Source organism: Pseudomonas sp. RAC1 (genome assembly GCF_030658255.1).
GTDB classification, from domain to species: domain Bacteria; phylum Pseudomonadota; class Gammaproteobacteria; order Pseudomonadales; family Pseudomonadaceae; genus Aquipseudomonas; species Aquipseudomonas boreofloridensis.
Genome location: NZ_JAUTXS020000007.1, coordinates 1 through 11658, shown reverse-complemented (window position 1 = coordinate 11658; position 11658 = coordinate 1). Strand labels below are relative to the sequence as shown.

The window sequence follows — 11658 nt, the reverse complement described above, 5'->3', positions numbered from 1 at the left end:
CTCGGCGAATCGTCAGGTTTTACTGGCATGGCGAATGGGTGGCTGTAGACTAGCGACTTTGCTTAGCCTGCTATGGATTTTTGATGAACCTGCGAATGGTGATGATCCTGGGCGCCTTGAGTGCGTTCGGGCCTTTGGCAATCGACTTCTACCTGCCCGCTTTTCCGGCCATGGCACACGCCTTCGCGACCGACGAGCGGCAGATCCAGACGACCTTGGCCGTCTACTTCCTCGGGCTGTCGATCGGCCAGTTGGCCTATGGCCCCGCGGCGGATCGCTTCGGACGGCGCAAACCGCTGTTGTTCGGCGTGGGGCTGTTCACGCTGGCTTCACTGGCCTGCGCTTACGCGCCCAACCTTCAGACCCTGGTGATGGCGCGGTTCGTTCAGGCGCTTGGGGGCTGTGCGGGCATGGTGCTGTCGCGGGCCATCGTCAGTGACAAATGCGATGCCGTGGCCTCGGCCAAGGTGTTCTCGCAACTCATGTTGGTCATGGGCCTCGCGCCGATCCTGGCGCCCATGCTGGGCGGTGCGCTGGTCAACGTCGCCGGCTGGCAGTCGATCTTCCTGTCGTTGAGCCTCTTCAGCGCAGCGGCGCTGCTGGCGGTGGTGCTGGGACTGCCGGAAAGCCTGCCGGCGCATGTGCCGCGTCAGCCGCTGTCCGGTGCGCTGCGTCAATACCTGCGGCTGGCGCGCGATCCGCTGTTCATCGGTCATGCGCTGACCGGTGGGGTCGCGATCGCCGGCATGTTCGCCTACATCGCCGGTTCTCCGTTCGTGTTCATCAAGCTTTATGGCGTGCCCGCCGAGCACTATGGCTGGCTGTTCGGCATCAACGCGGCGGGCTTCATCCTGGTCGCCCAGTTCAATGCGCGCCTGCTGTCCAGACGCCCGCCGGGATGGCTGCTGGTGCGTGCGGTCTGGGTGTACCTGTTGGCAGGGCTGGCTTTGCTGATGGTGTCGGCGCTGCATCCGGCGGCACTCTGGCCACTGTTGCTGCCGCTGTTCGTGTGTATCGCCAGCCTGGGCTGCATCATTCCCAATGCTTCGGCCTGCGCCATGAATGGGCAGGGTGCCCGGGCAGGCAGCGCCTCGGCTTTGCTGGGCTGCCTGCAATTCAGTGTCGCGGCAATGGCTGCGGCGCTGGTGGGTGTGCTGCATGACGGCAGCGCCGTGCCGATGTCGCTGGTGATCAGTCTGTGCGGCCTGCTGGTGGTCAGCGTCGCGCTGCTGACTCGACGCCGCCAGGCGAAGGCGCCTGCATGAGACTGTGGGGTGCATTCAGACGCGCCTGCAGCGAGGCGACGAAGGCGCGCGCCTCCACCTCGCTGCGAAATCCCACCACCTGTTGATCGAGCTGAACCTGCCAGGGGCAGGTCCGATGGTGATTCGAAGCACAGACGACAATCTTCATGGCGGCGTCCTCGTGTGGATGTGACGGCGGGACATGAGTTTAGTCCGACTGAGGTGGATCGCCAGACGTGGCACGCGACTGCTGACCGATGGTCATGGTCTGGCAGCTCGATGAACCTTCGCATTTGCATGCACTACTTATGGAAGGCGACTGTCGGCATTGTTCCTGGTCTACGAACCGATGCACGACCGCGAAGGCCCGTGTCCTTTGACGCAGAGCGAATGCCCCTAATCCCGACCTTCTTTCTATTTTTCCTACCTTGCAGAGGGTACTGCCACCCTCGTTCGCCGGGCTTCCCTATAGCCACCGGCTCCCTCTAGTGCAGGGGTTCTGGCGGCTTATACTTGCCCGCGCAGGCAATGCAGACAGAGCGATTTCCCTCTCAGACTGCAGTGCCGAACGTTGCGTCTGAACTCACCGGTCCCATGTGCCGCCACTGCGGGCGATGCTGGGTGCCATGGATGGCCATCGGACAAGAAACATGACTTTGCAGGGAGTGGATGGAGCATGAAAGCAGTCAGCAGTATCAGCCAGATCGCCGGCCTGATGGCCGAGCCCAAACGCAGTGCGATGCTCTGGGCCCTCATCGATGGCTCGGCCCGGCATGCCGACGAGTTGGCATCAATGATAGGCGTGACACCTTCCTCGGCTTGTGCCCACCTGTCTCTATTGTCGTCTGCCGGTCTGTTGCGGCTGGAAGCGCGCGGGCGCAAGCGCTATTTCCGCCTGGCGACGCCTGAGGTGGTGGCGGCGGTCGAGGCTTTGGCCAGCGTGCAACTGGGCAGTCGCGCGGAGAACCTGGCCTCGATCAAGCCGCTGCAGGTGCCGGTGTCATTGCGCCGGGCGCGTCGGTGCGGCGATCACCTGGGCGGCGAGCTGGCGGCTGACCTGTACCGGCGCATGGCGTGTGCGGGGTGGTTGGAAGGCAGTCAATTGCAGGCCAGCGTCAGCGCTGAGGGACGTGTGCAACTGGCGCAGATCGGCGTCTACATCGATGCGCTGGCACCGCGCCAACGCGGCAGATGCGAAATCTGCCATTGCAGCGAATGGAGCGACAGCAGCGCCCATTTGGGCGGCGCGCTCGGCCAGGCGCTGCTCAGTCTGTTCCTGCAGTCGGGGTGGATACGTGAACAGGAGGGCACCCGCACCCTGAAGCTCTCGACACTCGGTGTGCAGGAAATCAATCGCATCGCCAATGTCCCCGCCTTGCAGGTGGGTTGAACTGCAAGGCGGCCAGGTTCGAATCAGACCAGACGAGCGTCCAGACTGTTCTGCGCCAGGCGCTGTGCCTGGTCCTGAGTCATGCCTAGATGCTCGTGCAGCGCCATGAAGTTTTCGGTGACGTAACCCCCGAAGTAGGCAGGGTCGTCCGAGTTGACAGTGACCTTCACGCCGCGCTCGAGCATGTCGAGGATGTTGTGCTGGCCCATGTGCTCGAACACGCACAGCTTGGTATTGGACAGCGGGCAGACGGTCAGTGGGATCTGCTCGTCGATGATGCGCTGCATCAGGCGCTCGTCCTCGATGGCGCGCACGCCATGGTCGATGCGCTTGATCTTGAGCAGGTCGAGGGCTTCCCAGATGTACTCGGGAGGGCCTTCTTCACCGGCGTGGGCCACGGCCACGAAGCCTTCGCTGCGGGCGCGGTCGAATACGCGCTGGAATTTGCTGGGAGGATGGCCTTTTTCCGAGCTGTCCAGGCCGACGGCGATGAATGCGTCACGGAAGGGCAGTGCCTGGTCGAGGGTCTTGTGCGCCTCGTCTTCGCTCAAGTGGCGCAGGAAGCTGAGGATCAGGCCGCTACTGACGCCCAACTGCTCGCGGCCGTCCTTGAGGGCCTGGCCGATGCCACCGAGCACCACCTCGAAGGGAATGCCCCGGTCGGTATGGGTCTGAGGGTCGAAGAACGGTTCGGTATGGATCACATTCTGCGCTTTGCAGCGTTGCAGGTAGGCCCAGGTCAGGTCATAGAAATCCTGCTCGGTACGCAGGACGTCCGCACCTTGGTAATAGAGGTCGAGGAACTCTTGCAGGTTGTTGAAGGCGTAGGCACTGCGTAGCGCCTCCACATCCGTCCACGGCAGCGCGATCTTGTTGCGGGCAGCCAATGCGAACAGCAACTCGGGCTCCAGCGAACCCTCCAGGTGCATGTGCAGTTCGGCCTTGGGCAAGGCGTTGAGCCAGTTGTACATGGGAAAACTCTCGAATCAGTCACGGTTGGCCGACATTCTACAGGCCTGGACGCGCGGCGACAGGCCGGGGGCTGACTGGCAACCCCCGGCCAGGCTCAGCCGTTGATCAAGGCGGCGGCGGCCTGGCGGTGGTCGGCGATCAGCTTCTGCACATCCAGGCCTTCGATCTGGCCATCGATCACCCGCCATTGCCCGGCCACCATCACCCGGTCCGCTCGGTCTGCCGCGCACAGCAGCAAGGCCGAGAGTGGGTCATGGCTGCCGGAGAAACGCAGTTCGTCGAGTTTGAACAGCGCCAGGTCGGCCTGCTTGCCGACGGCCAGTTCACCGATGTCATCCCTGCCCAGCAATTGTGCCGAGCCCCGGGTGGCCCAGTGCAGCGCCCGCTGCGGGGTGATCTGTTCGGCGCCGTAGCGCAGGCGCTGCAGATACAGGGCCTGGCGCGCTTCGAGGAGCATGTTGGAGGCATCGTTGGAGGCCGAGCCGTCCACGCCCAGGCCCACGATCGCGCCAGCGGCCTCCAAGTCGGCCGTCGGGCAAATGCCCGAGGCCAGACGCATGTTCGAGCTCGGGCAATGGCACACGCCGGTGCCGGCGGCGGCAAGCCGGGCGATTTCCTCCGGGTTGAAATGGATGCCGTGGGCCAGCCAGGTGCGTGGGCCTAGCCAACCGACGCTGTCCAGATAGTCCACTGTGCGCAGCCCGAAGCGTTGCAGGCAGAAGTGTTCCTCGTCGAGGGTTTCGGCCAGGTGGGTATGCAGGCGTACGTCCAGTTCTTCGGCCAGGGCCGCGCTGGCGCGCATGATCTGCGGGGTGACGGAAAACGGTGAACACGGCGCCAGGGCGACCTGGATGCGCGCACCGTCACCTCGCTCGTGGTAGCGGTGGATAAGTCGCTGGCTGTCGGCCAGGATGGTTTCGCCTTGCTGTACGGTTTGCTGCGGTGGCAGGCCGCCGTCAGCCTGACCCAGGCTCATCGAGCCGCGGGTAAGCATGGCGCGCATGCCCAGTTTGCGTACCACCTCGACCTGAATGTCGATGGCGTGCTCCAGTCCGTCGGGGAACAGGTAGTGGTGATCGGCAGCGGTGGTGCAGCCTGAGCGCAGCAGTTCGGCCAAGGCGACTTCGCTGGCCAATGCCAGGCTGGATGGGGTCAGGCGTGCCCAGACCGGATAGAGGGTTTGCAACCAGGGAAACAACGGCTGGTTGACCACCGGCGCCCAGGCGCGGGTGAGGGTCTGGTAGAAGTGATGGTGGGTATTGATCAGGCCTGGCAGCACCACATGCTGGCGGGCATCGAAGACCTGCTCACAGGGTTGTTCGGGCTGTTCGCCCAATGCCAGCAGTTGGCTGATGCGACCGCCTTCGATGACCAGACCGCCACGGGCATCGGCGTGGTTGGCAGTAAAAATGGCGAGGGGAGATTTCAACCAGGTACGGGTGGCAGGCATGGCGCCGGCTCCTCTGAAAATGGGTTCAGGGTTAGCCAGCTCAGTGTTGTCCTGTCTGCTGATCCAGGTCCGCCGCAGGGCGAGGCATCGAGTCTACTGCCTCGCCCGGCGCCGTTCAATTCACCAGGTCAGGCTGTCGCCTTTGTAGTTGATGAAATGCAGGCCGCCGTGGCCGCTCTGTGCGTTGATCTGGTCGAGCATGCCGCGCGTACTGGTGAACACGTCTATTTCGGCGTTCTCGCCGCCCATGTCGGTCTTCACCCAACCCGGATGCATGGCCACCACGCTCAAGTCGGAGCGCTGCAGCTCCACCACGAAGCTGTTGATCATCGAGTTCAAGGCGGCCTTGCTCGCCTTGTACAGGCAGATTTCATTGCCGTCCGGGCTGGTCACGCTGCCCAGACCTGAGCTCATGAAGGCCAGCACGCCGGTGTCTTGCCGAATGTGCCCGACCAGGCGACGGGCCACGCGGATCGGTGCGACGGCATTGGTCATGAACAAGGCGCCAATGTCTTCGTTCTGAACGGTTTCCAGATCCTGAGGCAGAGGGCCCATGACGCCGGCGTTGATGAACACTAGGTCGAACGTTTCGCCCTGCAGCCGCTGCGTGAGGCCGTCGAGCAGGGTGGTGTCATTCATTTCCAGGGACTCGATGCGCACCCCCGCAACGTCGGCCAGAGCGCCGGGTTTGTGCGCGTCACGCACGGTGGCGGTGACTTTCCAGCCGTCTTCGCGCAGACGTTGTACCAGGCCAAGACCCAGCCCGCGAGACGCACCGATGATGAGGGCATGTTTGCTGGTGGACATAGGAGCTCCAAGATCGTTTGAACGAAGGGCGCAGGATACCTCAGGCCAGCGCTCGCAGGGCAGCAACGGCAAGTGATCAAAAAATGATCGAAGTCCCGCATGCGTTGTGCTCAAAGGGGTGCAGGCTATTCGCGCACCGCTTATCCACAGGCTGCTCCACAGTTATTGTGTGAAAGCAGGGGTGGCGTTGAATGGCTCGGTCAATGGGGCGGCATGTGGATAAACACAGAAGTTTCAGTGGTTTGCGACTGTCATCAAATCGTGATCAAAATATGTACAGTTAGCTACAGCCATTGCAGGACTAAGTCTGCAGTGAAGTACCCAAAGCTTATCCACAGGCAGGCCAACAGTATTTGTGGGCAGCTTTCAGCAGCGCTCCAGGCGGATTCGGCCCCGACTCAGGTCTGCCAGTTGCTGAGCCAGGGTGCTGAGGTGCGCCTCGCCCAACGCCACGCGCAGATCGACGCCATTGGCGGTGAACTGTTCGTCCAGCACCAGACCCTCGACCTCTCCCAGGCGCAGTTTGAGCAGGGCTAGCTCGCTGAACGTGCAACTGCAGTTGAATTCGCTGCGCTGCACCAATTCGCGTTTCTGCGCCTGCTGCAGGCACTTGTTGGCGCCGCCGCCGTAGGCACGCGCCAGGCCTCCGGTGCCGAGCTGAATGCCGCCGTACCAGCGGATCACCAGCACCACGACCTGATCGCAGTCCTGGGCCTCGATGGCGGCGAGGATGGGCCGGCCAGCGGTGCCGCCCGGTTCGCCATCGTCGCTGCTGCGGTACTGCGGGCCGAGTTTCCAGGCCCAGCAGTTATGCGTTGCGGTCGGGTCACTGTGGCGCTCGATGAAGGTCATGGCGTCGGCCACGCTGGTGATCGGGCCGGCAAGGGTCACGAAGCGGCTTTTGCGGATGTCTTCGCGTAATTCGCAGACGTCGAGCAGAGTTGAGGGCATAAGTGGCGATCAGGCGGCCGCGGTGGTGATGCCGCAGCCTTTGAGAATGATGTGGATAAGATTGTTGCTGGCGTCTTCCATGTCCTGCTTGGTCAGGCGGCTGCGCCCGGTGACCTGGCAGATCTGGGTGGCGAAGTCGGCATAGTGCTGGGTGCTGCTCCAGAGCAGAAAAATCAGGTGTACCGGATCGACCGGATCCATCTTGCCGGCCTCGATCCAGGCCTGGAACACGGCGGCACGGCCGCGGAACCATTCGCGGTAGTCGGCACTGAAGTAATCGGTCAGGCATTGTCCGCCGCTGATCACTTCCATGGCGAAGATCCGCGAGGCCTGAGGATTGCGCCGCGAATACTCCATCTTGGTGCGGATGTACTGGTCCAGCGCTTGGGCCGGATCGTCCTCGACGCTCAAGGCGTTGAAGGTGCTGTCCCATAATTCGATGATATTGCTCAGCACCGCGATGTACAGGCCGAGCTTGTTGGTGAAGTAGTAGTGCAGGTTGGCTTTGGGCAGGTTGGCCTTCAGCGCGATGGTGTTCATGCTGGTGCCCTTGAAACCATGGCGGGCGAACTCGTCTTCGGCCGCCTGGATGATAGCCTGTTCGTTCTTCTGGCGAATGCGGCCGGCGGGTTTGCCCGAGGCGGAGAGGCGGTGCGCAGGGACTTCAAGTGTCATGGACGATTCCGTACAGGTTCTGTGGGCAACGGCTGTCGGACAGATTACCTGCCTGTGCAGAAGTGACAAGGGTTAGCGCGTTGTCGCCAGGCTTTCGAGAAAACTCTCCAATACCAGGTTGGGTCGACGTCCCTTGCGGGTGACCCAACTCAAGCTCAGGTCGTAGAAGCGCTCAGTGGGCTTGAGCGCACGCAAGCGCCCCTGCTGCACCCAGAACGTGGCGTAGTGATCGGGCAGGTAGCCAATGTAGCGTCCGGTCAGGATGAGAAAGGCCATGCCTTCGCGATCCGAGGCACTGGCGGTGCAGTTCAGCGCCTGGTAGTGCGCCTGGATGTCGGCCGGCAGACGGAACGTCGGCGCGATGGCTTCCTGGGCATTGAGCCGTGGATCGTCGATCTGCTGATCGTCGGCATAGAACAGGGGGTGGCCCACTGCGCAGTAGAGCAGCGAGCGCTCGCTGTAGAGCGGCTGATATTCCAGGCCGGACAACGGGCTGGTCTGCGGTACCACGCCGACGTGCAGGCTGCCGTCCAATACGCCTTGCTCCACCTGGCTCGGCGCGATCATGCGGATCTGGATGCGCACGTCAGGACCGCGATCCTTGAGTTCGGCCAGGGCATGAGTGATGCGCATGTGTGGGAGGGTGACCAGGTTGTCGGTAAGACCGATGTTGAGCTCGCCGCGCAGGTGCTGGTGCAGGCCGTTGACTTCGGTGCGGAATGTTTCCAGTGCGCTGAGCAGTTGCAGCGCCGAGTGATACACCTCGCGGCCTTCCTCGGTCAGCGAAAACCCGGCGCGCCCGCGCTGGCACAGGCGCAGGCCCAGGCGCTGCTCGAGGTCGTTCATTTGCTGGCTGATTGCCGAGCGACCGATGCCCAAAACGTTTTCGGCGGCCGAGAAGCCGCCGCACTCGACCACGCTGCGGTAAATCTTCAGCAGGCGAATGTCGAAGTCGCTGACTTGGGCGAGGGGATCGGGGCGTCGGCTCATCTGTTTAGTCCGGGTCTGACTGAAGGTTAGAAATGTTGGCTTTTTCCGAATTTATCCTCATGCCAACGTAGCGGCAACAACACCCATCGTTGCCTATTCGTTTGCCGAGGAACCGCCGATGAACATGCCTGAAGCCGCGCCCACCGGTCTGGCCAGCCAGCTCAAGCTGGACGCCCACTGGATGCCGTACACCGCCAACCGCAATTTCCATCGCGATCCGCGCCTGATCGTCGCGGCTGACGGCAATCATCTGGTCGACGACAAGGGACGGCGCATCTTCGACGCACTGTCGGGCCTGTGGACCTGTGGCGCAGGGCACACGCGTAAGGAAATCGCTGACGCCGTGTCGCGCCAGATGAGCGTGCTCGACTACTCACCGGCCTTCCAGTTCGGTCATCCGCTGTCGTTCCAGTTGGCGGAAAAGATCGCCGAGCTGACGCCAGGCGATCTGAACCACACCTTCTATACCAACTCCGGCTCCGAGTGTGCCGATACGGCGCTGAAGATGGTGCGTGCCTACTGGCGCCTGAAGGGCCAGGCCAGCAAGACCAAGATCATCGGCCGTGCCCGCGGTTATCACGGCGTCAACATCGCCGGTACCAGCCTGGGCGGGGTCAACGGCAACCGCAAGATGTTCGGCCAGTTGCTGGATGTCGATCATTTGCCTCACACCGTGTTGCCGGTCAATGCCTTCTCCCGAGGACTGCCGGAAGAGGGTGGTATTGCCCTGGCCGACGAGATGCTCAAGCTGATCGAGCTGCACGATGCCTCGAACATCGCTGCAGTGATCGTCGAGCCGCTGGCCGGCTCTGCCGGTGTGCTGCCGCCGCCGAAGGGTTATCTGAAACGTCTGCGTGAAATCTGCACCCAGCACAACATCCTGCTGATCTTCGACGAAGTGATCACCGGCTTTGGTCGTATGGGGGCGATGACGGGCGCTGAAGCGTTTGGCGTGACCCCGGACCTGATGTGCATTGCCAAACAGGTCACCAACGGCGCGATTCCAATGGGCGCCGTGGTCGCCAGCAGCGAGATCTACCAGACCTTCATGAATCAGCCGACCCCGGAATATGCGGTGGAATTCCCCCACGGCTATACCTACTCCGCTCACCCGGTAGCTTGCGCGGCCGGTATCGCGGCGCTGGACCTGCTGCAGAAGGAAAACCTGGTGCAGGCTTCGGCCGAGCTCGCCCCGCACTTCGAGCAGTTGCTGCATGGGCTCAAAGGCAGCAAGAACGTGGTGGACATCCGCAACTATGGCCTGGCTGGCGCGATTCAGATCGCTGCCCGCGACGGCGATGCGATCGTGCGTCCCTACGAGACTGCCATGAAGCTGTGGAAGGCTGGGTTCTATGTGCGCTTCGGCGGCGACACCTTGCAGTTCGGGCCGACCTTCAATACTCAGCCGCACGAACTGGACCGTCTGTTCGATGCGGTAGGCGAAACGCTGAATCAGATCGACTGATCTTTCCGACTTTGAGGACAGGCGCTTCGGGCGCCTGTCTTTCCCTTCTTTATCTGGAGTCTCGCATGAGCATCGTTCAGCACCTGATCAACGGTGAGCTGGTTTCCAAAGGCGGCCGCACCGCCGACGTCTTCAATCCCTCCACAGGGCAGGCCACGCGCAAGGTCGAATTGGCCAGTCGCGCGACCATCCAGGATGCCATCGACGCGGCCAAGGCCGCGTTTCCGGCCTGGCGCAACACGCCGCCGGCCAAGCGTGCCCAGGTCATGTTCCGTTTCAAGCAGTTGCTGGAGCAGAACGAAGCCCGCATCTCGCAGATGATCAGTGAAGAGCACGGCAAGACCCTGGAAGATGCGGCCGGCGAACTCAAGCGCGGTATCGAGAACGTCGAGTTCGCCTGTGCAGCGCCGGAGCTGCTCAAGGGCGAGTACAGCCGTAACGTCGGCCCGAACATCGACGCATGGTCTGACTTCCAGCCGTTGGGCATCGTGGCGGGTATCACACCGTTCAACTTCCCGGCCATGGTGCCGCTGTGGATGTATCCGCTGGCCATCGTCTGCGGCAATGCCTTCATCCTCAAGCCGTCGGAGCGTGATCCCAGCTCGACGCTGTACATCGCGCAATTGCTGCAGGAAGCCGGGCTGCCCAAAGGCATCCTCAATGTGGTGCACGGTGACAAGGAAGCGGTGGACGCGCTGATCGAGGCGCCAGAGGTCAAGGCCCTGAGCTTCGTGGGCTCGACGCCGATCGCCGAGTACATCTATGCCGAAGGCACCAAGCGCGGCAAGCGTGTGCAAGCCCTGGGCGGGGCGAAGAACCATGCGGTGCTGATGCCCGATGCTGAACTGGACAACGCCGTCAGTGCCTTGATGGGCGCGGCCTATGGTTCGTGCGGCGAGCGCTGCATGGCGATTTCGGTGGCCGTGTGCGTGGGTGACCAGGTCGCCGATGCACTGATCGCCAAGCTTGAACCGCAGATCAAGGCGCTGAAGATCGGTGCCGGTACCTCCTGTGGCCTGGACATGGGGCCGTTGGTCACCGCAGCGGCTCGCGACAAGGTCGTGGGCTACATCGACGATGGCTTGGCGGCTGGCGCCAAGCTGGTGGTGGACGGTCGCGGCTTGCGGGTGTCTGGCAACGAGGATGGTTACTTCGTTGGCGGTACGTTGTTCGATCACGTCACGCCCGAGATGCGTATCTATAAGGAGGAGATCTTCGGGCCGGTGCTGTGCGTGGTGCGGGTGAGCAGCCTGGAAGAGGCCATGCAACTGATCAATGAGCATGAGTACGGTAATGGCACCTGCATCTTCACCCGGGACGGTGAGGCGGCGCGCTTGTTCTGCGACGAGATCGAGGTGGGGATGGTCGGGGTCAACGTGCCGCTGCCAGTGCCGGTGAGCTATCACAGTTTCGGCGGCTGGAAGCGCTCGCTGTTCGGTGACTTGCATGCCTATGGGCCGGATGGCGTGCGCTTCTACACCCGTCGTAAGGCCATCACCCAGCGTTGGCCACAGCGCAAGAGTCACGAGGCTTCGCAGTTCGCGTTTCCGAGCTTGTAATACTGCAGGTGAATAGCGGGGCGGCCGACAGGCCGCCCCGCTTTGTTTCAACTATTTGAAGTTATTTGAAATTAAGCCTTGACCGCTGTTCAGATCCCCTTATAATGCGCCCCACTTCCGCAGCAAACGGAACGCAAAACTTCTTGTTAATCAAC

Annotated in this window: 11 protein-coding genes; 4 read left to right on the top strand and 7 right to left on the bottom strand. The window is 62.4% G+C overall.

The window, feature by feature from the left end; translation table 11 throughout:
• Positions 1-83 precede the first annotated feature (83 nt).
• On the top strand, positions 84-1265 hold the full coding sequence (locus Q7C30_RS00740; RefSeq protein WP_295481668.1) for a multidrug effflux MFS transporter: 1182 nt from the start codon (positions 84-86) through the stop codon (positions 1263-1265).
• Here the strand turns inward: Q7C30_RS00740 and Q7C30_RS00735 are convergent.
• Positions 1216-1413 carry a hypothetical protein gene (locus tag Q7C30_RS00735; RefSeq protein WP_317870281.1) on the bottom strand — a complete coding sequence of 66 codons (198 nt, stop codon included), beginning with the start codon at positions 1411-1413 and terminating at the stop codon, positions 1216-1218. The two genes, Q7C30_RS00740 and Q7C30_RS00735, sit on opposite strands and share 50 nt — an antisense overlap.
• Before the next feature lie 507 nt (positions 1414-1920).
• Here Q7C30_RS00735 and Q7C30_RS00730 point away from each other — a divergent pair.
• Positions 1921-2634, top strand: a complete 714-nt coding sequence (locus Q7C30_RS00730) for a helix-turn-helix transcriptional regulator (protein WP_039583025.1) — start codon at positions 1921-1923, stop codon at positions 2632-2634.
• Between the two features lie 23 nt (positions 2635-2657).
• On the opposite strand, the gene Q7C30_RS00725 is transcribed toward Q7C30_RS00730, so the two are convergent.
• From Q7C30_RS00725 to Q7C30_RS00700, 6 genes are all read right to left on the bottom strand, one after another.
• Positions 2658-3605 carry an adenosine deaminase gene (locus tag Q7C30_RS00725; RefSeq protein ID WP_029615217.1) on the bottom strand — a complete coding sequence of 316 codons (948 nt, stop codon included), beginning with the start codon at positions 3603-3605 and terminating at the stop codon, positions 2658-2660.
• Between the two features lie 95 nt (positions 3606-3700).
• Complete coding sequence (locus tag Q7C30_RS00720; RefSeq protein ID WP_317870280.1) at positions 3701-5056, bottom strand: 8-oxoguanine deaminase; 1356 nt, start codon at positions 5054-5056, stop codon at positions 3701-3703.
• 120 nt (positions 5057-5176) lie between these two features.
• A complete protein-coding gene (locus Q7C30_RS00715; RefSeq protein ID WP_317870279.1) occupies positions 5177-5863 on the bottom strand; it encodes an SDR family oxidoreductase in 687 nt (228 codons plus the stop codon).
• A 366-nt stretch (positions 5864-6229) separates the two neighbouring features.
• On the bottom strand, positions 6230-6814 hold the full coding sequence (locus Q7C30_RS00710) for a YigZ family protein (RefSeq protein ID WP_317870278.1): 585 nt from the start codon (positions 6812-6814) through the stop codon (positions 6230-6232).
• 9 nt (positions 6815-6823) lie between these two features.
• Positions 6824-7489 carry a TetR/AcrR family transcriptional regulator gene (locus Q7C30_RS00705; RefSeq protein ID WP_039583032.1) on the bottom strand — a complete coding sequence of 222 codons (666 nt, stop codon included), beginning with the start codon at positions 7487-7489 and terminating at the stop codon, positions 6824-6826.
• Between the two features lie 72 nt (positions 7490-7561).
• Positions 7562-8479: a LysR family transcriptional regulator gene (locus Q7C30_RS00700; RefSeq protein WP_039583033.1), complete on the bottom strand. Its 918-nt coding sequence runs from the start codon at positions 8477-8479 to the stop codon at positions 7562-7564.
• A gap of 118 nt (positions 8480-8597) precedes the next feature.
• On the opposite strand from Q7C30_RS00700, the gene Q7C30_RS00695 reads away from it, so the two are divergent.
• Together Q7C30_RS00695 and Q7C30_RS00690 are read left to right on the top strand one after the other, a co-directional pair.
• Entirely contained in the window at positions 8598-9944 is a 1347-nt protein-coding gene (locus Q7C30_RS00695) for an aspartate aminotransferase family protein (protein ID WP_029612533.1), read from the top strand.
• Between the two features lie 65 nt (positions 9945-10009).
• Positions 10010-11503: a CoA-acylating methylmalonate-semialdehyde dehydrogenase gene (locus tag Q7C30_RS00690; protein ID WP_116887527.1), complete on the top strand. Its 1494-nt coding sequence runs from the start codon at positions 10010-10012 to the stop codon at positions 11501-11503.
• Positions 11504-11658: the final 155 nt, after the last annotated feature.